We start from the raw sequence: 20,116 nt of genomic DNA, 5'->3' as shown, positions 1-20,116 counted from the left end.
CAATAACTGATCAATACGGTGCAACAAGGGCTTGTCGACGACAATGCCACGGATTCACCGGCCATGCCCCCCTTAGGTACGAAGCAGCTCAGAACGGTGGCGACGCACGACGGGCAGCGCCGACCGTGCGAGGATCGAGACGTCACAAAGGACAACGGAAGGCAGATCGTGGCTGAGCAGCTCTACGCCACCCTGAAGACCAACCAAGGCGATATCGAAGTCCGGCTCCTGCCGAACCACGCGCCCAAGACGGTCCGGAACTTCGTCGAGCTCGCCAAGGGCGAGCGTGAGTGGACCAACCCCGAGACCGGGGAGAAGACCACGGACAGGCTCTACGACGGCACGGTCTTCCACCGGGTGATCAGCGGATTCATGATCCAGGGCGGTGACCCCCTGGGCAACGGCACAGGCGGCCCCGGCTACCAGTTCGAGGACGAGTTCCACCCCGACCTCGCCTTCGACAGGCCGTACCTGCTGGCCATGGCGAACGCCGGCCCGGGCACCAACGGCTCACAGTTCTTCATCACCGTCTCCCCGACGGCCTGGCTGACCCGGAAGCACACCATCTTCGGCGAGGTCACCGACGCGGCCAGCCAGAAGGTCGTCGACGCCATCGCCTCGATGCAGACCAACCCTCGCACCGACCGCCCCGTCAACGACGTGGTCATCGAGTCGGTCGTCGTCGAGACCCGCTGAGACCCGAACCTCCGCTCACAACCGCCAAGGCCAGGGAACCAATGTGCCCCGCCCGTCCGTAGAAGGAAGGGCGGGGCGGTGCATTGGGGTACGCGTCCCAGGGACACCGCCGTGTGCCCGTCGTACGGAGAATGAGGGGACCCCATGGACCAGGTGCCAGGCAGCCCGCAGGGACCGCAGGACGCCCAGAGCCTGCCCACCTGCTACCGGCACCCCGACCGGGAGACCGGCATCAGCTGCACCCGCTGCGAGCGCTCCATCTGCCCCGAGTGCATGATCAGCGCCTCGGTCGGCTTCCAGTGCCCCGAGTGCGTACGAAGCGGATCCGGCACAGGCCACTCACCGACCGCCAGCCAGCCGCGCACCCTCGCAGGCGGCACGCTCACCGAAGACCCGAGGCTCGTCACCAAGATCCTCCTCGGCCTCAACCTCGCGCTCTTCCTCGTGCAGCTCTCCATCGGCGACCGCTTCACCGACAGCTTCGACCTCATCGGCCGCGCCCTCGTGCCGGGCCTCGGCCTCGAAGGCGTCGCCGAAGGACAGTGGTACCGCCTCGTCACGGCCATGTTCCTGCACGGCAGCGTCATCCACATCGCCTTCAACATGCTCAGCCTGTGGTGGATCGGCGGCCCCCTCGAAGCAGCCCTCGGCCGCGCCCGCTACATCGCCCTCTACGCAATCTCCGGCCTCGCAGGCAGCGCCCTCACTTACCTCCTCGCCGAACCCAACCAGCCCTCGCTCGGCGCCTCCGGCGCCATCTTCGGCCTCTTCGGCGCCACCGCCATACTCATGCGGCGCCTCAACTACGACATGCGCCCCGTCATCGCCCTCCTCGTGATCAACCTGATCTTCACCTTCGGGTGGAGCAACATCGCCTGGGAAGCCCACATCGGCGGCCTCGTCGGCGGCGTAGTCATCGGCTACGCGATGGTCCACGCACCCCGTGGACGGCGGGCTCTGATCCAGTACGGCGTCTGCGCACTGGTGCTGATCGCGGTTGTGGTCATGACACTCGTCAGGACCGGTCAGCTCACCTGAGGGACGGCGTTGTCCACAGACTGTGCCGGATCTTGTGCATGCTGTGTGGGAACAGGTGTGCCCCTTGTCGCTGACCTGCGTTTTCCCAGGCAGGACAAGGGGCGAACAGACTTCTGGGTCCCAGTGGGCCAGTCACACCGGTGTCAACTCCCGATGGGTTATCCACAGATCTTCGGATGTTTTCCACCGCCCCACTGTGGACGGTTGTGGATGGCTGTGGATAACTCTCATGGGCAGGGAGAGCCAGCACTTGCGTACAGCTCCCCGACACCTTGGGGCCGCGTTACTTCCACTGCGTAGAAACGGCGAATCCCGCGGCGATGAACCCGAAGCCGACCACGATGTTCCAGTTGCCGAACGCGTCGATCGGCAGTGAGCCGTCCGTCACATAGAAAACGACGATCCAGGCCAGGCCGATGAGGAACATGGCCAGCATGACCGGAGCGACCCAGCTGCGGCTGGTCAGCTTGATATTGGTTGCCTGCTTCGCCGGGGGCGGCGTGTAGTCGGCCTTCTTGCGGATACGTGACTTCGGCACGAGGGTCTCTCCTGTCGATGCGCTGCGTGGCCGCGCAGGGAACGTTGGCTGGCTCCGGGGCAGCGTACAAGGGGACTCTTAGCGCTCCCCCGGGCGTCCGTTAGCGTAGTGCTTCCGCGGCGCCGAAGGAGATAAGGGTACGTTGAGCAATTCTGCCGACTCGTCCCAGGCGAGTTCCAGCCCTGTGCGTATGCGGCGATTTCGGCCGGTGCGTGTGCTGACGGCGGCTGTGTTCGCGCTCGCCGGGTTGATCTTCTTCACCAGTTTCAATACGGCCAAGGGCACCAATATCCGGACGGATGCCTCGTTGCTGAAGCTCTCCGATCTCATTCACGAGCGCAGTCACAAGAACGGCCGGCTCGACGAGAGCAACGCGACCTTGCGTGAGGACGTCGAGGCGCTGGCCGACCGTGATGACGGCAGTACGAAGGCGGAGGACGACAGGCTCGCGGCTCTGGAGAAGAACGCGGGTACGCAGAAGCTCAAGGGCGAGGCGCTCACGGTCACGTTGAACGATGCTCCGCCGAACGCCACGGCCAAGCTTCCCGGTTATCCCGAGCCGCAGCCGGACTACCTGGTCATTCACCAGCAGGATCTGCAGGCCGTGGTCAACGCCATGTGGCAGGGCGGTGCCAAGGGGATCAAGGTCATGGATCAGCGGTTGATCTCCACCAGTGCCGTTCGCTGCGTGGGCAACACCCTGATCCTTCAGGGCCGGGTCTACTCGCCCCCGTACAAGATCACGGCGGTCGGTGACCCGGAGAAACTGCAGAGGGCCCTGACCGCGTCGCCCGCTATCCAGAACTACATGGTGTACGTCAACGTCTATGGGCTCGGCTGGAAAGTCGAGGAGGAAGGGCCAGTGACTCTTCCCGGCTACTCGGGCACAGTGGATCTCCACTACGCGAAGCCTGTGGAGTAAGCGCGCCGGGAGCCGCCGATGCGAGTGATCATCAGGACGTTGAGCGAACTGTGTATCACCGGTGGCAGCGTGATCGTGCTGTTTGTCGCCTACGTGCTCTTATGGACGGGCGTGAAGGCCGACAGTGCGATGGACGACCAGATCGCCAGCCTCCAGGACCGGTGGTCGAAGGGGACGGTCGCGGCCGAGTCCGAGGCGTCTGGGGCCCCTACTCCCGAGAATCCCGAGCCGCCGGCGCCGTACGAGGACGGCGATCCCTTCGCCGTCATGTACATCCCGAGGCTCGGTTTCACGTGGAACAAGCCCGTCCTCGAAGGCACGAAGACCGACACCCTCAAGAAGGGCCTCGGCCACTACGCGAGCACCGCGCAGCTCGGCCAGGAGGGCAACTTCGCCGTCGCGGGCCATCGCCGCACCTACGGGGACCCGTTCAAGGACTTCCCCAAGCTGCGCGCCGGCGACGCGGTGGTGCTGACCGACGGCACGACATGGTTCACGTACCGGATCGACAAGGGGCCCTACAAAACAGTGCCCACGGACATCGCCGTGATCGACCCTGTGCCACCCAAGTCCGGATACACCCGCGAGGGCCGCTATCTGACGCTGACGACCTGTGAACCGGAATGGGGCCGCAGCCACCGGCTGATCGTGTGGGCGCACCTTGATGCCACACAGCCCGTGGAGGCTGGGAAACCTGAGGCGCTGCGCCGTTAGTCTGGTGTGGTACGGCGACGGAAGGGACGGCATGTACGGCTGGATCTGGCGGCATCTGCCGGGAAACACCTTGATGCGGGCGCTGATTTCGCTCGTGCTTGTGCTCGCGGTGGTCTATGTGCTGTTCCAGTACGTCTTCCCGTGGGCCGAACCGCTGCTTCCCTTCAACGATGTGACGGTGGACAACCAGTGAGCGCGCGGATTCTCGTCGTCGACAATTACGACAGCTTCGTCTTCAACCTGGTCCAGTACCTGTATCAGCTGGGCGCCGAGTGCGAGGTGCTGCGCAACGACGAGGTGTCGACGGCGCATGCCCAGGACGGCTTCGCGGGTGTGCTGCTGTCGCCCGGGCCCGGCACTCCGGAAGAGGCCGGTGTCTGCGTCGACATGGTGCGGCACTGTGCGGCGACCGGTGTCCCCGTCTTCGGGGTCTGCCTGGGCATGCAGTCGATGCAGGTGGCGTACGGCGGCGTGGTGGACCGAGCGCCCGAACTGCTGCACGGCAAGACCTCCCTCGTCGAGCACGCGGAGCGGGGTGTCTTCGCGGGGCTGCCGTCGCCCTTCACGGCGACGCGTTACCACTCGCTGGCCGCCGAGCCGGGCACCGTTCCGGCTGAGCTGGAGGTCACGGCCCGTACGCATGACGGGATCATCATGGGGCTGCGGCATCGTGAACTGCCCGTCGAGGGTGTGCAGTTCCATCCCGAGTCGGTGCTGACCGAGCACGGTCACCGCATGCTGGCCAACTGGCTGGCCGAGTGCGGTGACCCGGAGGCCGTGGCCAGGTCGACGGGGCTTGCCCCGGTGGTGGGCAGGGCCACGGCGTGACCGCCCTGCGCCCCGAGCGCGACAGTGCCGCCCCGTACGGTGAGGACACCGTGTACGGGGCCGCTGCCGCGTATGGCGGCGCTGCAGGGCCGGAGCAGGAGTGGTACGACCCGCAGGGGTATGCGCGGGACTGGTACGGGGAGCAGACGGCTTCGTCGTACGCGGAGCCGCAGTCTTCACCGTCGAACGAGCCCTCGCACGAGCCTTCGTACGACGAACCCTCCCCGAGGCCGAGGCTCGATCACGGGGAGCCGTCGTACGGAGAGGCGTGGCAGGAGGAGGCGTACTCCCAGCCGTACGTGCCCGCTTCGTCGCCCCCTCCGATGCCCCCGATCGATGAAGAGACCGTCGCGCTGCGGGTACCGGACAGCGAGTCCATGCGGGCTGCCAGGTCTGCCACGCACGCCCGTTCCCATGCCCCGGATGCCGGTGGCCGTGCGGCCCGCCGTAAGGCCGCCAAGCGGCATGGGCGGCATGGCGGGCCGACGCACGAGCAGTCGGCGGAGGAGCACGGCGCGACGCCGCGCTCGCGCGTGGAGGCGCGGCGGGCGGCTCGGGCGCAGAAGCCCGGAATGGCGGTGATGGCCAGCCGGGCGATCGGTGAGGTGTTCATCACCACGGGCGTGCTGATGCTGCTGTTCGTGACGTATCAGCTGTGGTGGACGAACATCCGGGCGGAGGCCCAGGCGGGCAGTGCGGCGAGCAGTCTGCAGAACGACTGGGCGGCCGGCAAGCGGAAGCCGGGGGCGTTCGAGCCGGGGCAGGGCTTCGCCCTTCTGCACATTCCGAAGCTGGATGTGGTCGTGCCGATCGCCGAGGGCATCGACAAGAAGCGGGTGCTGGACCGCGGCATGGTCGGTCACTACGCGGAGGACGATCTGAAGACGGCGATGCCGGACGCGAAGACGGGCAACTTCGGGCTTGCCGGGCATCGCAACACGCATGGCGAGCCGTTCCGGTACATCAACCGGCTCCAGCCGGGCGATCCGATCGTCGTGGAGACGCAGGACCAGTACTTCGTCTACACGATGGCGTCGATCCTGCCGGTGACGGCGCCGAGCAATACGGCCGTCCTGGACGCGATTCCCAAGGGGTCGGGTTTCACCACGGCGGGCCGCTACATCACTTTGACGACCTGCACTCCCGAGTTCACCAGCAAGTACCGGATGATCGTCTGGGGCAAGATGGTCGAGGAACGGCCGCGCAGCAAGGGCAAGCCGGATGCGCTCGTCAGTTAAGGACAGATGAAGAGTGGCAGCGACGACCGACCACGAAGAGCAGACCGCGGCATCGGCGCATTCGCCCGCACCGCGCCGTCGCGGCCCCGGCCGGATCGCGATGGCCGTCAGCGTCTTCGGTGAACTGCTCATCACGGCGGGCCTGATCCTCGGCCTGTTCGTGGCCTACTCGCTGTGGTGGACGAACGTCGTCGCGGACCGCAAGGCCGACAAGCAGGGCGACAAGGTGCGCGACCACTGGGCCGAGGACCGCGGTCCGATCGGCCTGGACACCAAGGACGGCATCGGCTTTCTGCACGTACCCGCGATGAAGAACGGCGAGGTACTGGTCAAGAAGGGCACCGCCGCCAAGTCCCTCAACGACGGCACCGCCGGCTACTACACCGACCCGATCAAGTCCGCGCTCCCGCAGGACAAGAAGGGCAACTTCTCGCTGGCCGCGCACCGCGACGGGCACGGCGCGAAGTTCCACAACATCGACAAGCTGAAGAAGGGCGACCCGATCGTCTTCGAGACCAAGGACGAGTGGTACGTCTACAAGGTCTACGAGACCCTCCCCGAGACCTCCAAGTACAACGTCGATGTCCTCGCCCCCGTCCCCAAGGAATCCGGCAAGAAGAAGCCGGGCCGCTACATCACGCTGACGACCTGCACCCCGGTCTTCACCTCCACGTACCGGTACGTGGTGTGGGGCGAGCTGGACCGGGTGGAGAAGGTGGACGACGAGCGGACGCCGCCGGAGGAGCTGCGCTGATGTGACTGGGGTCCTGTGGGACTCAGTCGTAGTACTCGTGAAAGAGGTCCGGCACCCTTCGTACGAAGGGTGCCGGACCTCTTTCACGAGCCGTATGCGGGCCCTATGAGGACGGGGTGGGTGTCAGTCCTCGGTGCGGGCGGAGGCGCCGTTGACGCCGCCGAATATGCCGCCGCCTCCGTTGTCTCCGCCGCCGTTGTTGTTGCCGCCGTTGTTGTTGAAGCCGATGGTGTTGAGGGTGATCGTTGTGCCGGCCGGGTCGTCGACCTGCTGGCCCGGGTCCGGGTCCTGGTCCTGGACGAGCGCGGTGTCGCTCTGGTCGGCGCCCGGCTGGAACTGGATGTTCGTGAAGCCGGCCTGGTTCAGGATCTGCTTGGCCTGGCCCACGGTCCGGCCGACCACCTGCGGGACCTGGACCTTCTCCTCGTCCTCGGCTTCCTTGCCGATCTGGATGTTCACCGTGGAGTTCGGATCGGCCTGGGAGTTGGCCTCGGGGTCGGTGGCGATGACCTTGCCGACCAGGTTGTCGTCGTCCGTCTCCACGTCGACGCAGACGCCGGTGAGGTTGTTGGCCTCCATCTGGGCCTTGGCCTCGTCACAGGTCCTGCCCGTGACGTCCGGAACGGTTTCCTGCTCCTGCTCCTTGGCGACGGTCAGGGTGACGGTCGAGCCCTTCTCCTCCTCCGAGCCGCCTTCCGGATCCTGGGCGAGGACGATGCCGGCAGTCCGGTCCGACTCCTCGGTCTTCCTCTGGACATCGAAGCCCTTCTCCGTGAGCGTGGCCTCAGCCTTCTCGAAGGGCAGATTCTTGACGTCCGGCACAGCGATCTTCGGCGCCCCCGTCGACACCGTCAGCGTGACCGTGTCGCCCTTGTTGACCGGGTCCTTCGCCTTCGGGGTCTGGTCGCAGACACTGCCCTTCGGGGTGTCATCGCAAGGCTGTTCCTTCGTCGCGACCTTCAAGTCGACGTTCTTCGCCATGTCTCTGGCGTCCGGCAAGGTCCGGTTGACGAAGTTGGGTGCCGGGAACGACTCGTCGCCCGCACCGCCCGTCGAGCTGAACACCCACCGGCCGATCAGGACCGCGCCGACCAGGACCAGGATGCCCGCGACGACCAGGAGGATCGTAGAGGCGTTGCTCTTCTTCGGGCGGCGGCGGTCGCCTCCGTCGAAGCCGTAGCCGCCGTCGTCCGGGTTCATCGGGGGGAGCATGGACGTCTGCTGGCCGCCGGGGGTGGGGCGCAGGGCGGTGGTCGGCTTGTCGTCGGGGTAGCCGCCGTAGCCGACGGAGCCCATAGCCGCGGTGGCCGCGACGGGCTGGCCGTCGAGGCAGGCCTCGATGTCGACGCGCATCTCGTCGGCGGACTGGTAGCGGTAGTCCGGGTCCTTGACCAGGGCCTTCAGGACGATGGCGTCCATCTCGGGCGTGATCTCGGGGTCGAAGTTGCTCGGCGGCTGCGGCTCCTCGCGTACGTGCTGGTACGCGACGGAGACCGGGGAGTCGCCCACGAAGGGCGGCCGGACCGTCAGCAGCTCGTAGAGCAGGCAGCCGGTGGAGTACAGGTCGGACCGGGCGTCGACCTGCTCGCCCTTGGCCTGCTCCGGTGAGAGGTACTGGGCGGTGCCGATGACCGCGGCGGTCTGCGTCATCGTCATGCCGGAGTCGCCCATGGCGCGGGCGATGCCGAAGTCCATGACCTTGACCTGGCCGTTGCGCGTCAGCATGACGTTCGCCGGCTTGATGTCGCGGTGGACGATCTGGTTGCGGTGTGAGTACTCGAGGGCCTGGAGGATGCCGATGGTCATCTCCATGGCGCGCTCGGGCAGCAGTTTGCGCCCGGAGTGCAGCAGCTCGCGCAGCGTGGACCCGTCGACGTACTCCATCACGATGTACGGGATGGAGATGCCCTCGATGTAGTCCTCACCCGTGTCGTACACGGCGACGATCGCGGGATGGTTGAGCGAGGCGGCCGACTGGGCCTCCCGGCGGAACCGGGCCTGGAAGGACGGGTCGCGCGCGAGGTCCGCGCGCAGCGTCTTCACCGCCACGGTGCGGCCGAGCCGTGTGTCATGGGCGAGATGTACCTCCGCCATGCCACCACGGCCGAGCACCTGGCCCAGCTCGTACCGGCCGCCGAGGCGACGCGGCTCTTCCATAGCTACCTACCAGCCCTCTCCGTCGGTTCCGACCGCACCCAGTTGTGTGGTCCGGCGGTGTGCTGTCCGGGCATACCGTACCCGGCTCGCCTTTACTGACCTGGCCACAACCGTCACCCGATACAGGACCGGTATCGCAACGTGCACCGATGTGAAGGGGACGTGAGCGGGGTCACTTGCTGTCGAGTACTGCCTTCATCACGTCCTTCGCGATCGGTGCGGCGAGACCGCCGCCGGAGATGTCGTCACGTTCGGCCTGGCTGTCCTCGACGACGACGGCGACGGCGACAGGCGAGCTGCCGTCGTCGGCCTTCGCGTACGAGATGAACCAGGCGTACGGCGCCAGCTCGTTCTTGACGCCGTGCTGGGCGGTACCGGTCTTGCCGCCGACCTTGACGTTCGGGATCTGCGCCTTGGTGCCGGTGCCCTCGTCGACGACGGTCTCCATCATCGACTGGAGTTTCTGGGCGTTGTCCGGGGAGAGCGGCTTGCTCATCTCCTTCGGTTCGGTCTGCTCGACGACGTCCACGTTCTGGCCCATCAGCCGGTCGACCATGTACGGCTTCATGAGGGTGCCGTCGTTGGCGATGGCCGAGGCCACCATGGCCATTTGGAGCGGGGTGGTGGCGGTGTCGAACTGGCCGATGGAACTGAGCGCGGTCTGCGGCCTGTCCATGGCGGTGGGGAAGACGGAGGCGCTGGCGCGGACCGGTACGAACTGCTCCTCGTTGAAGCCGAACTTCTTGGCGGTCTCCAGCATCTTGTCCTTGCCGAGGTCGGAGCCGACCTTGCCGAACACGGTGTTGCAGGAGAACTTCAGGGCGTTGCGAAGTGACGCGTCCTTACACGGGATGTTGCCCTCGTTCGGCAGCTCGGTGGTGGTGTCCGGCATGGTCCACGGGTCCGGCGAATCGGTCTTCGCGTCGGGGTCCTCGACGAGGCCGTGCTCCAGGGCCGCGGCCGCGGTGACCGCCTTGAAGGTGGAGCCGGGCGGGTAGGTCTCGCGCAGCGCCCGGTTGAGCATCGGGTCGTCGGGGTTCTGCTTCTTCTGGAGTTTGGTCCAGGCCTTGGTGTCGGTGTCCGTGGAGTTCCCGGCGAACGTCGACGGGTCGTACGACGGCGTTGAGGCGAGCGCCAGGATCGCACCGGTGGATGGGTCGATGGCGGCGACGGCGCCCTTCTTGTCACCGAGGCCCTCGAAGGCCGCCTTCTGGGCGGCGCCGCTGAGGGTGGTGACGACGTTGCCGCCCTTCTGCTTCTTGCCGGTGATCATGTCGAGGGTGCGGCGGAAGAACAGCCGGTCGTCGTTGCCGGTGAGGATGCCGTCCTCGATGGATTCCAGCTGCGTCGCGCCGAAGGCCTGCGAGGCGTAGCCCGTGACGGGGGCCCACATCTCGCCGTCCTTGTAGGTGCGCTTCCACTTGTAGTCGCCGCTCGAGGTCTCGGTGGAGCCGGTGATCGGCTTGCCGTCGACGATGATGTCGCCGCGCGGCTGGGCGTAGCGGGAGATGGTCACCCGGCGGTTTTCTTTGTTGGTCCTCAGTTCGTCGGCCATGACGTACTGGAGCCAGTTGTCGCGGATCAGCAGCGCCATCACCAGGAGTCCGCAGAAGATCGCAATCCGGCGCAGGGGTTTGTTCACGGTCGGACCACCTGGGTCATCTCGGCGTCGGGGTTCGGGGCGGGCGACGGCGCCGGTCGGCGTGCGGTGTCGCTGATCCGGAGCAGGATGCCGATCAGTGCCCAGTTGGCGATCACCGATGAACCGCCGTATGCGACGAACGGCAGAGTCATACCGGTCAGCGGGATCAGGCCCATGACGCCGCCGGCGACCACGAAGACCTGGAGCGCGAAGGCGCCGGAGAGGCCGACGGCGAGCAGCTTGCCGAAGGGGTCGCGGGCGGCGAGGGCGGTGCGTACGCCGCGTTCCACGATCAGGCCGTAGATCAGCAGGATCGCCATGACGCCGGCCAGGCCCAGTTCCTCGCCGAAGGTGGCGAGGATGAAGTCGGAGTTGGCGGCGAAGCCGATGAGGTCGGACTGGCCCTGGCCGAGGCCGGTGCCGAGGGTGCCGCCGGAGCCGAAGGCCCAGAGGGCCTGCATCGCCTGCTCGGAGTGGAAGACGCCGTCGTAGGTCCCGGCGCGGCTGAGCTGGTATTCGCGCATCGGGTCGAGCCAGGCCTGCACACGCGTCTGGATGTGCGGTTCGAAGCTCGCCACGGTGACGGCACCGACTGCGGACATCAGCAGACCGAAGACGATCCAGCTGGTCCGCTCGGTGGCGACGTACAGCATGATGATGAACATTCCGAAGAACAGCAGCGACGTACCGAGGTCCGTCTCGAAGACCAGAATGAGGATCGAGATTGCCCAGACGACGAGAATCGGGCCGAGATCGCGGCCGCGCGGCAGGTACAGGCCCAGGAAACGGCGGCTGGCGAGGGCGAGGGCGTCCCGCTTCACCATCAGGTACCCGGCGAAGAAGACGGCGAGGGCGATCTTCGCGAACTCGCCGGGCTGGAGGCTGCCGAGGCCGGGGATCCTGATCCAGATCCTGGCGCCGTTGATGTTTGAACCGAGACCCGGCACCAGCGGCAGCACCAGCAGGAACAGGGCCCCGGCCATGGAGATGTAGGTGTAGCGCTGAAGGACGCGGTGATCCTTGAGGAAGATCATCACCACCGCGAACAGGGCGAGCCCCATCGCGGAGTACAGCAGCTGGCGGGGGGCCGCCTCGACGAACGTGTTGCTCGCCTGCAAGCGCTCCGACTGGTCGAGCCGCCAGATGATCACCAGCCCGAGTCCGTTGAGGAGCGTCGCCAGCGGCAGCATCAGCGGATCCGCATACGGCGCGAACTTCCGTACGACGAGATGGCCGACCGCGGCGAGCAGGCCGAGCCCCAGGCCGTAGCCGAGCAGGCCCGAGGGGACCTGGTCGTTGACGGCCAGGCCCACATTGGCGTAGGCGAACACCGGGATGACGACGGCGAACACCAGCAGCGCCAGCTCGGTGTTGCGCCGGCTGGGCGCACCGATGGCGCCGATCGTGGACGTATGGTGCGTCGATGGGTTCGTAGTACTGCTCATCGCGTAACGGGGCCTCTCACAGCGTGCGTTGCTTACTGCTTACCGCACAGCGAGACCAGCTTCTGCTCTTCCTCCGAGAGGCTGGGACCGGGTGTGGGAGTGGGTGCGGTGGGGGACGGGTCGGCGGACGGTGATGCCTGCGAGGTCGGGCTCTGGGTCGGTGATGGTGTCGCCTTCGACGCCACGGACGTCCTTGTGGTTCCCGTGGTGCCGCCTGCTTCGCCTTCACCTGTCTGAGAGTTATTACGGCTCTCGGCCTGCCTGCGTTCGGCGTCCTTCTTGCAAGCTGACGCCTGCGTGGCCAACTCCTCGATTTTCGACCTGGCGTCGCTGAGGCCGCCCTCGGCGATCGTGGCCTCGACCTGCTTCTGCTGATACGGCGGCAGGTACTTGAGTTCGATCTCGGGGTGGTCCTTTTCCACCTTCGACAGCGAAACCCAGGCCAGATCCTGGCTGATACCGCGGTACAGCGCGACGTGCTCGCCCTTGGTGCCGACGTAGTACTGCGTCTGTGTCCAGCGGTAACCGCCGTACAGCCCGCCGCCGATGACGGCGAGCGCGAGCACGCCGTAGAGGGATCTCTTCAGCCACTTGCGTCCGCGGCGCGGCTTGACGAAGTCGTCCTCGGTGTAGTCGCCGAAGCCGTCCGTCGGTACGTATCCCGTCGTGTCGCCGCTGCCGGGCGGGCCGAACTCGCCGCCGCCCCCCGAGGGCGCGGGACGGCCGAGGCTGGAGGCGCGGCCCGCGGGCGTCTGCATCGTGCCGTCGTCGTGCAACTGCTGCTGCTGGTTCTCGGCGACCGCGCCCACGACGACCGGGATGTCGGACATCTGCCCCGCGAGGGTGTCCCCACCGTCGATGTCGAGTACGTCGGCCACGATCACCGTGATGTTGTCCGGGCCGCCGCCGCGCAGCGCGAGCTCGATCAGCTGCTGCACGGTCTCCTGCGGGCCCTGGTAGCTGGCGAGAGTGTCCTCCATCGTCTGGTGGCTGACCACCCCCGACAGACCGTCGGAGCAGATCAAGTACCGGTCGCCTGCTCGGACTTCACGGATCGACAGATCCGGCTCGACATGGTCGCCGCTGCCCAGCGCACGCATCAGCAGCGAGCGCTGCGGGTGCGTGGTGGCCTCGTCCTCGGTGATACGTCCCTCGTCGACGAGCCGCTGCACCCAGGTGTGGTCCTGGGTGATCTGCGTCAGCACGCCGTCCCGCAGCAGGTACGCACGGGAGTCGCCGACATGCACGAGACCGAGCCGCTGCCCGGTCCACAGCAGTGCCGTGAGGGTCGTCCCCATGCCCTCGAGCTGGGGGTCCTCCTCGACCATCAGCCGAAGCTGGTCGTTGGCGCGCTGCACGGCCGTGCCCAGCGAGGTCAGGATGTCGGAACCCGGCACGTCGTCGTCGAGTGCGACGATGGTGGAGATCACCTCGGAACTGGCGACCTCACCGGCGGCCTGGCCGCCCATCCCGTCGGCGATCGCGAGCAGGCGCGGACCGGCATAACCGGAGTCCTCATTGCCCTCGCGGATCATGCCTTTGTGCGATCCGGCGGCGAAGCGCAGTGACAGACTCATGCGCACCTCGCCCGTCGGCTCCGGGTACATCCGCACGGTGCCCACCCTCCGGTCGGGAGCGCGCCGGGGTCCGCCCAGGGGACCGCCGCTGCGTGCTCGCTCCGCTCGCTCATTGTCGTACTACTTCCGCAGCTCGATGACGGTCTTGCCGATGCGGATCGGCGCGCCCAGCGGAATCGGCGTGGGGGTCGTCAGCCGGGTCCGGTCGAGATACGTACCGTTGGTGGACCCTAGGTCCTCCACGATCCACTGGCCATCACGGTCCGGGTAGATCCTGGCATGCCTGCTGGAGGCGTAGTCGTCATCCAGGACGATCGTGGAGTCGTGCGCACGCCCCAGCGTGATGGTCTGCCCCTGCAGCGCGACCGTCGTTCCCTCGAGGATGCCCTCGGAGACGACGAGCTTGGTGGGCGCGCCACGGCGTTGACGGCCGCCGCCGCTCGCCTGCTGGCGCTGCTGCGGAGGTGCGTCCTGCCGCCGGGCGGCCGCTTGCGGCCGTCCGCTCTCCCGGCGCGAGCCGCGCTGTGTGACACGCGTTCCGAACAGATCGCTGCGGATGACCTGCACGGCCACGATCACGAACAGCCACAGTACGGCCAGGAAACCCAGCCGCATGACCGTGAGGGTCAGCTCTGACATTGCCCCCGCTTCACCCTTCGGCTTGCCGGTAAATGATGGTGGTGCTGCCCACGACGATCCGCGAGCCGTCGCGGAGCGTAGCGCGGGTGGTGTGCTGCCCGTCCACCACGATGCCGTTGGTGGACCCGAGATCCTGGATCGTCGAGGGCGTTCCGGTCCGGATCTCACAGTGCCGGCGCGAGACGCCGGGGTCGTCGATCCGCACGTCGGCGTCGGTGCTGCGGCCCAGCACGAGCGTCGGGCGGGAGATCTGATGGCGAGTGCCGTTGATCTCGATCCAGTGCCGTACGCGCGCACCGGGCAGCGGGCCGGGAGCCGCCGCGCCACGGCCCTGGGCCATCGGCGCCGCGGGGCCGGGACGGCCACCGGGCGGCGGCGCTGACGGCATGGGCGGAGCGCCCGCAGGCGAGGCCGCCTGCGGGAAGCCGTAGGCCTCGCGGCGGCCGGCCGGACCTCCCGCGGGAGCGCGCTCCGGAGCCTGCTGGCTGGCGGAGGAGGCGAGCGTACGGCTGCGTACCCGGTACAGACCGGTGTCGAGGTCGTCCGCCTTCTCCAGATGGACCTTGATGGGGCCCATGAAGGTGTAGCGCTGCTGCTTCGCGTAGTCGCGCACCATGCCGGCGAGCTCGTCGCCGAGCTGGCCGGAGTAGGGGCTGAGACGCTCGAAGTCCGGCGTACTCAGCTCCACGATGAAGTCGTTGGGGACGACGGTCCGCTCACGGTTCCAGATCGTCGCGTTGTTGTCGCACTCGCGCTGCAGCGCTCCCGCGATCTCGACGGGCTGGACCTCGGACTTGAACACCTTGGCGAAGGTGCCGTTGACCAGACCTTCGAGACGCTGCTCGAACTTCTTCAGGACTCCCATGGGGCACCTCCTCCTTCGTCGCTGTCCTGGTACTGCTTACTGATCGTATCCACGCGCCGGGAAATCGGCTGGTTCCCCCTGTGGGCACCGTCGACGGGTGTCGACGCCCACTGAAGTCCCCTCCCGAAGTTCCCTTCGGAGCTCCTCTTCGAACTCCCCCTGGGCACTCCCATGGGAAGGATCGTAGAGGTGGCTTCACCACAGTGTCCCGCACCCGACTGTGGTCCCTGTCCGCCTCCTGGGGAGATGGCCGGGACCGGTACGAGGTTGATACGTGAACAGGTTCTGGCCGATACGTATCGGGTGGCAGCGATGGGGCACAAGGCACCGTGAGGGGCGGCTGCGCAGGTGATCCCGGGGTCTGCCGCCCCGCCCCTGCCTCGTTGCTGCCCCCGGAAAGGGATGTGAATCCACCCTTGGCAGCGTGCTAATCTTCTGCATGTCGCCAGGCGCTCCCACCCCTCGGTGAGAGACGGACGACACACCCAATGCGCGGGTGGCGGAATAGGCAGACGCGCTGGATTCAGGTTCCAGTGCCCGCAAGGGCGTGGGGGTTCAACTCCCCCCTCGCGCACAAATGAAGCCCCGCAGGTCTTGGACCTGCGGGGCTTTCGCGTTGTCCGGGGTTCAGGCCGGGCGGGCCCGGGTGGCCTCGGGCTCGCCCCGGATCGCGCCGGGGCGTCTTGGGTGAGGACAATCACAGGGCGGGCCTGGGAGTTTTCCACAGGCGCGGGGTTGTCCACAGGCCCTCACACGGATCGGCGCCCGGCGGTACCGTCGTGGCAAGTTGATGTTCGTGCACGGGGGAGGCGGTCCAAGTGAGCGAGAGCGGTGGCGCGGTGGCAGCACGGGCTGAGCAGACGGAGCAGACGGGACGGGCCAGAGTCGCCGATGTGCGCGGGTTCGCGCAGTGGCCGGCACAGGGGTCTCCCAAGGAAGAGGGCAAGGCCCTGCGGGAGCGGGTCTCGAGGGCAGCGCACGCCTCCCTGGACGGGAACGGTGACCGGCCGAGCGCCGTGACCGCCGTCGAGGAGTCCAACCGCGGCCGCATCCCCGAGCTCACGGCGATACGGGTCGGACGAATGGCCGCCAGCCCCTTCGCCTTCCTGCGCGGCTCGGCCGGACTCATGGCATACGACCTGGCGCGTACGCCCATGACAGGCATCGGCGCGCAGATCTGCGGGGACGCGCACGCGGCGAACTTCGGCCTCTACGCGGACGCGCGCGGCGGCCTCGTCATCGACCTGAACGACTTCGACGAGACCGTGTACGGGCCCTGGGAATGGGACCTCAAACGGCTCGCGACCTCGCTGGTCCTCGCGGGCCGGGAGGCGGGAGCGGGCGAGGACACCTGCCGCAAGGCGGCGCACTACGCGACCGGCTCTTACCGGCGCACCATGCGGCTGCTCGCCAAACTCCCGGCCCTGGACGCCTGGAACGCCATCGCGGACGAGGAACTGGTCTCGCACACCGACGCCCACGACCTGCTGGGCACCCTGGAACGGGTCTCGGAGAAGGCGCGGGCCAACACCAGTGGCCGCTTCGCCGCGAAGTCGACGGAGCCGGTCGAGGGCGGCGGGCGCCGCTTCGTCGACGCGCCACCGGTGCTGCGGCGCATACCCGACGCGGAGGCCGCCGGGGTGGCGGCGTCGCTGGAGGAGTACCTGACCACGCTCTCCGAGGACCGCCTCCCGCTCCTCGCGCGGTACGCGGTGCAGGACGTCGCGTTCCGCGTGGTAGGCACGGGAAGCGTGGGCCTGCGCTCGTACGTGGTGCTCCTGCTGGACCACCGTGGCGAACCTCTCGTCCTCCAGGTGAAGGAGACCCGCCCCTCCGCCCTGGTGCCGCACCTGAGGACGGCGGGCCTGACGGTGCCGGAGGTCGAGCACGAGGGCCGCCGTGTCGTCCTCGGCCAGAAGCGCATGCAGGTCGTGAGCGACATCCTGCTCGGCTGGACCTCGGTCGACGGGCGGCCCTTCCAGGTACGTCAGTTCCGCAACCGCAAGGGCAGCGTGGACCCGGCGGCCCTGGCCGCCGACCAGATCGACGACTACGCCCGGATGACAGGCGCTCTGCTGGCCCGCGCGCACGCCCACAGCGCCGATCCCCGCCTGATCGCGGGCTACTGCGGCAAGAGCGAGGAACTGGACGAGGCGATCGCGTCCTTCTCGGTGGCTTACGCGGACCGCACGGAGGCGGACCATGCGGAGTTGGTGGGGGCTGTGAAGGCGGGGAGGGTTGTGGGGGAGTTGGGGGTTTGAGGGGGAGGGGCGGGGTGGGGGCGGGGGGAGGGGGAGCCCCCCGAGAGGCCTGTCCAGCTAAGTACTCCGGTCGGCGGGCGGCTCGTGACCTAGGCTGGGTGGGTGATGACGCCGGAAGCTGAGCAGTCGCAGTCCGAGCCGCCTGTTGAGGAGGGGGCCCCGGGGCCGTGGGCGGATGATGTTCCGTCGGCTGGGGGCGAGGGATCGGCTGGTGAGGGTTCCGCCGACGAGCGGTCTACGAGTGGGGATTCCGCGGATCAGCAGTCCACGAGCGGGGATTCTGCCGCGAAGGATTCCATGAGCGGGGATTCCGCCGACGAGGCTTCCGGTGAGGAGCAGGTGCGGCCCGAGGAGCGGCTGGAGCGGGCCGTGCGTGCCGCTGAGCAGGCGTTGATCGAGTACGAGATCGCGGTGGAGACCTTCCGCGTCGAGGTGGAGAACTTCTCTCGGTTGCACCACCAGAAGCTCGGGCCGATGTACGCGAGGCTCGACGAACTGGACGCGCAGATCGCCGAGGCCCGGGCAGCCCGCACCGGCGACCCGGAGGACATGCGCAAGGCGCAGGAGGCGCGGGCCAGGGTCATGCCGATGCCGGGGGTCGAGGAGCTGTTCCACGGTTGGCTCGACTCGGACGGGCTGTCCCCGGAGGCCTCGGCCATGCTGACCGAGCAGCCGGTTCGGTCACCGCAGCGCGTGCGCCCGAGCGACGAGGCCCGCAAGCTCTACCGCGAACTGGTCCGCAAGGCGCACCCCGATCTGGCGCAGGACGATGCCGAGCGCCGGCGGCGGGACGAGTTCATCGCCCGGGTCAACGCCGCGTACGCCCGCGGGGACGAGGCCCTGCTCCAGGAGCTGTCCGAGGAATGGGCAGCCGGGCCCGTACCCAAGGAATGGCGCCCGAGCCGCGCCGAGGAGCTGTACGCCCGCCTCGAGTGGCTCGCCGAGCGCAAGGAACTGCTCAGCGTTGTGGCCCGTGACCTGGAGGAGAGCGCGATCGGCGCGATGCTCAAGCTCGCCCCGGAGGACCCCGACCGGCTGCTGGAGGAGATCGCCGAGCAGTTGCTGACGCAGCTGAGCGAGCGCGAGGCGGAGCTGGCGGGCTTGCTCGGCTAGTTTCACCGGCTGTCGGCCGGCCTCACTGGGGTACACGGTGCCCCGGGCGCAGGTGGTGGGCGGGTCGGGTAGCGTCGGGCGTATGCAATTCGGAGCTGGTGTGCCCACGGTCGAGGTCGGAGATCTCGCGGACGGAGACTTTCTGCTGGACGTCCGGGAGGACGACGAGTGGCAGGCCGGTCACGCGGCGGGGGCGCTGCACATCCCCATCAGCGAATTCGTGGCGCGCTACGGCGAGTTGACCGAGGCGGCGCCGCAGGACGGCAGGATCCACGTGATCTGCCGCTCGGGCAGTCGTTCCGCGCAGGTCGCGATGTACCTCGTCCAGCAGGGCATCGACGCGGTGAACGTCGACGGCGGTATGCAGGTCTGGGCCGCGGCCGGGCGCCCTGTCGTGGACGACAAGGGCCAGCCGGGCTTCGTCCTCTAGCGGGGCGTCGCGTTCTAGCGAGGCGTCACGCCAGTGCGTGCGCCGCCAGCAGGTCGCCCAGCGTTTCCTCGTGGGCTGCTGCCGGGCCCAGGGAGAGTTCCAGGTGCTTGGCCCAGGCGTGGTAGCGGTGCAGGGGGTAGTCGGTGTCGGCGCCGAAGCCTCCGTGCAGATGTTGCGCGGTCTGGACGACGCGTCGTACTCCCTCGGAGGCCCAGATCTTGGCCACGGCTATGTCGCCGGACGCGGGCAGCGCACCGCCCGCCCCGGTGCTTATCCGCCACGCGGCCTGCCAGAGGGTCGCCTCCATCGCGCGTAGATCGACATAGCGGTCGGCGGCCTGCACGGCCACCGCCTGGAAGGTGGCGACCGGGAATCCGAACTGCTCTCGTTTGCTGGTGTATTCACTCGTCATCCCGAGAACGCGCTCGCCCAAGCCGAGCGCCAGCGCACACGTGCCGGTCGCGAGCAGATCCCGTAGCGACTCCCAGGCGCCGTCGGCGTCGATGACGTTGCGAGCGGTGAGGCGTACGGAGTCCAGCCGGAGTTCGCCGAGCCGCTCTCCTGTCGTGGAGACCTGCTCGGCGAGCGCGGTGCCTTCGTGGCCGCGCGGTACGAGGGCGAGCACGGCGCGGCCTGAGCCGGTGCTCAGCGCGGGTACGACGACGAAGTCCGCGTTGCAGCCCCAGGGAACCGCCGTCTGCACCCCGTCCAGTACCCACACGTCGCCTTCCCGGCGTGCGGTGACGGCCAGTTCGGCGCCGTCGTGTCCGGTACGGCCGTTCGCGGCGACGGTCAGCACCGTCTCGCCCTGCCCGGCCCGCGCCAGTAACTCCGCCTTCAACTCCTCACCGCCGTACGTCTGCACGGCCAACGCCGCCGCACTGCTCTCCAGCAGCGGCACCCGCGCGAGGACCTTCGCCGACTCGCGCAGCACCAGGCACAGCGCGATGGCGTCCAGCCCCGCCCCGCCGTAGCGCGCGTCGAGCAGCAGGCTCAGCAGGTCGGCGTCGGCGAGCTTGCCCCACAGCGTCCGGTCGAAGTCGTCCGCGACGGCGCCCGCGGTGAGTGCGGGTGAGGGCACCCCGTCCGGCGCGACTCCGGCGAACACCGCCCGGGCCGCTTCCACGGCCGCCTGCTGCTCCTCGCTGAAGCTGAAGTCCACAGCCTGTCCTCCCACGCGTACCTGATCCATCGGACGGAGCGGATAGGCCCGTCGATGGATCTGACGGAGCGTCAAGGTAGAACAAGTTCTATGAAAA

19 protein-coding genes and 1 tRNA gene are annotated in these 20,116 nt (G+C 68.0%); 12 read left to right on the top strand and 8 right to left on the bottom strand.

Going from position 1 to position 20,116, the window contains the following annotated elements; genetic code table 11:
* Nucleotides 1–168 precede the first annotated feature (168 nt).
* On the top strand, nucleotides 169–696 hold the full coding sequence (locus OHT21_RS23400; protein WP_328770306.1) for a peptidylprolyl isomerase: 528 nt from the start codon (nucleotides 169–171) through the stop codon (nucleotides 694–696).
* Nucleotides 697–840: 144 nt separating this feature from the next.
* Complete coding sequence (locus tag OHT21_RS23395; RefSeq protein WP_328770305.1) at nucleotides 841–1,734, top strand: rhomboid family intramembrane serine protease; 894 nt, start codon at nucleotides 841–843, stop codon at nucleotides 1,732–1,734.
* A 283-nt stretch (nucleotides 1,735–2,017) separates the two neighbouring features.
* Here OHT21_RS23395 and crgA read toward each other — a convergent pair whose 3' ends face one another.
* Nucleotides 2,018–2,272, bottom strand: coding sequence for a cell division protein CrgA (gene crgA / locus OHT21_RS23390; protein ID WP_165338852.1), 255 nt, complete (start codon nucleotides 2,270–2,272; stop codon nucleotides 2,018–2,020).
* Between the two features lie 142 nt (nucleotides 2,273–2,414).
* Here crgA and OHT21_RS23385 point away from each other — a divergent pair, with 142 nt between their 5' ends.
* From OHT21_RS23385 to OHT21_RS23360, 6 genes are read left to right on the top strand one after another with little or no spacing between them, the layout of a single operon-like run.
* A complete protein-coding gene (locus tag OHT21_RS23385; protein WP_328770304.1) occupies nucleotides 2,415–3,194 on the top strand; it encodes a DUF881 domain-containing protein in 780 nt (259 codons plus the stop codon).
* 18 nt (nucleotides 3,195–3,212) lie between these two features.
* Nucleotides 3,213–3,908 carry a class E sortase gene (locus tag OHT21_RS23380; protein WP_328770303.1) on the top strand — a complete coding sequence of 232 codons (696 nt, stop codon included), beginning with the start codon at nucleotides 3,213–3,215 and terminating at the stop codon, nucleotides 3,906–3,908.
* A gap of 31 nt (nucleotides 3,909–3,939) precedes the next feature.
* Complete coding sequence (locus OHT21_RS23375) at nucleotides 3,940–4,101, top strand: hypothetical protein (protein ID WP_328770302.1); 162 nt, start codon at nucleotides 3,940–3,942, stop codon at nucleotides 4,099–4,101.
* Nucleotides 4,098–4,736 carry an aminodeoxychorismate/anthranilate synthase component II gene (locus OHT21_RS23370; protein WP_328770301.1) on the top strand — a complete coding sequence of 213 codons (639 nt, stop codon included), beginning with the start codon at nucleotides 4,098–4,100 and terminating at the stop codon, nucleotides 4,734–4,736. The genes OHT21_RS23375 and OHT21_RS23370 overlap by 4 nt, the downstream gene beginning before the upstream one ends.
* Nucleotides 4,733–5,974 (top strand): class E sortase, encoded by a 1,242-nt coding sequence (locus OHT21_RS23365; RefSeq protein ID WP_328770300.1) that lies wholly within the window; start codon nucleotides 4,733–4,735, stop codon nucleotides 5,972–5,974. The genes OHT21_RS23370 and OHT21_RS23365 overlap by 4 nt, the downstream gene beginning before the upstream one ends.
* A 13-nt stretch (nucleotides 5,975–5,987) precedes the next feature.
* Nucleotides 5,988–6,728: a class E sortase gene (locus OHT21_RS23360; RefSeq protein ID WP_328770299.1), complete on the top strand. Its 741-nt coding sequence runs from the start codon at nucleotides 5,988–5,990 to the stop codon at nucleotides 6,726–6,728.
* 123 nt (nucleotides 6,729–6,851) lie between these two features.
* Here the strand turns inward: OHT21_RS23360 and pknB are convergent, their stop codons facing one another.
* From pknB to OHT21_RS23330, 6 genes are all read right to left on the bottom strand, one after another.
* Nucleotides 6,852–8,885, bottom strand: a complete 2,034-nt coding sequence (pknB, locus tag OHT21_RS23355) for a Stk1 family PASTA domain-containing Ser/Thr kinase (protein ID WP_328770298.1) — start codon at nucleotides 8,883–8,885, stop codon at nucleotides 6,852–6,854.
* Between the two features lie 172 nt (nucleotides 8,886–9,057).
* Nucleotides 9,058–10,527 carry a peptidoglycan D,D-transpeptidase FtsI family protein gene (locus OHT21_RS23350; RefSeq protein ID WP_328770297.1) on the bottom strand — a complete coding sequence of 490 codons (1,470 nt, stop codon included), beginning with the start codon at nucleotides 10,525–10,527 and terminating at the stop codon, nucleotides 9,058–9,060.
* Nucleotides 10,524–11,972 (bottom strand): FtsW/RodA/SpoVE family cell cycle protein, encoded by a 1,449-nt coding sequence (locus OHT21_RS23345; protein ID WP_328770296.1) that lies wholly within the window; start codon nucleotides 11,970–11,972, stop codon nucleotides 10,524–10,526. The genes OHT21_RS23350 and OHT21_RS23345 overlap by 4 nt, the downstream gene beginning before the upstream one ends.
* Before the next feature lie 32 nt (nucleotides 11,973–12,004).
* Nucleotides 12,005–13,549 carry a Stp1/IreP family PP2C-type Ser/Thr phosphatase gene (locus OHT21_RS23340; RefSeq protein WP_328770295.1) on the bottom strand — a complete coding sequence of 515 codons (1,545 nt, stop codon included), beginning with the start codon at nucleotides 13,547–13,549 and terminating at the stop codon, nucleotides 12,005–12,007.
* Between the two features lie 120 nt (nucleotides 13,550–13,669).
* A complete protein-coding gene (locus OHT21_RS23335) occupies nucleotides 13,670–14,188 on the bottom strand; it encodes an FHA domain-containing protein FhaB/FipA (protein WP_328770294.1) in 519 nt (172 codons plus the stop codon).
* Nucleotides 14,189–14,198: 10 nt separating this feature from the next.
* The gene (locus OHT21_RS23330; protein ID WP_328770293.1) at nucleotides 14,199–15,053 is read right to left on the bottom strand and encodes a DUF3662 and FHA domain-containing protein; all 855 of its coding nucleotides are present in this window, start codon (nucleotides 15,051–15,053) and stop codon (nucleotides 14,199–14,201) included.
* Nucleotides 15,054–15,543: 490 nt separating this feature from the next.
* Here OHT21_RS23330 and OHT21_RS23325 point away from each other — a divergent pair.
* From OHT21_RS23325 to OHT21_RS23310, 4 genes are all read left to right on the top strand, one after another.
* Nucleotides 15,544–15,627 (top strand) — tRNA-Leu (locus OHT21_RS23325).
* A gap of 244 nt (nucleotides 15,628–15,871) precedes the next feature.
* Nucleotides 15,872–17,314 (top strand): DUF2252 domain-containing protein, encoded by a 1,443-nt coding sequence (locus OHT21_RS23320; protein ID WP_443050421.1) that lies wholly within the window; start codon nucleotides 15,872–15,874, stop codon nucleotides 17,312–17,314.
* A gap of 102 nt (nucleotides 17,315–17,416) precedes the next feature.
* On the top strand, nucleotides 17,417–18,427 hold the full coding sequence (locus OHT21_RS23315; protein ID WP_443050420.1) for a J domain-containing protein: 1,011 nt from the start codon (nucleotides 17,417–17,419) through the stop codon (nucleotides 18,425–18,427).
* Between the two features lie 100 nt (nucleotides 18,428–18,527).
* Entirely contained in the window at nucleotides 18,528–18,857 is a 330-nt protein-coding gene (locus OHT21_RS23310; protein WP_328774195.1) for a rhodanese-like domain-containing protein, read from the top strand.
* A 25-nt stretch (nucleotides 18,858–18,882) separates the two neighbouring features.
* On the opposite strand, the gene OHT21_RS23305 is transcribed toward OHT21_RS23310, so the two are convergent.
* Nucleotides 18,883–20,019 (bottom strand): acyl-CoA dehydrogenase family protein, encoded by a 1,137-nt coding sequence (locus OHT21_RS23305; RefSeq protein ID WP_328774194.1) that lies wholly within the window; start codon nucleotides 20,017–20,019, stop codon nucleotides 18,883–18,885.
* Between the last annotated feature and the right edge of the window lie 97 nt (nucleotides 20,020–20,116).

The organism is Streptomyces sp. NBC_00286, from assembly GCF_036173125.1.
Classification (GTDB): domain Bacteria; phylum Actinomycetota; class Actinomycetes; order Streptomycetales; family Streptomycetaceae; genus Streptomyces.
This window is presented reverse-complemented; position numbering and strand designations above follow the sequence as displayed.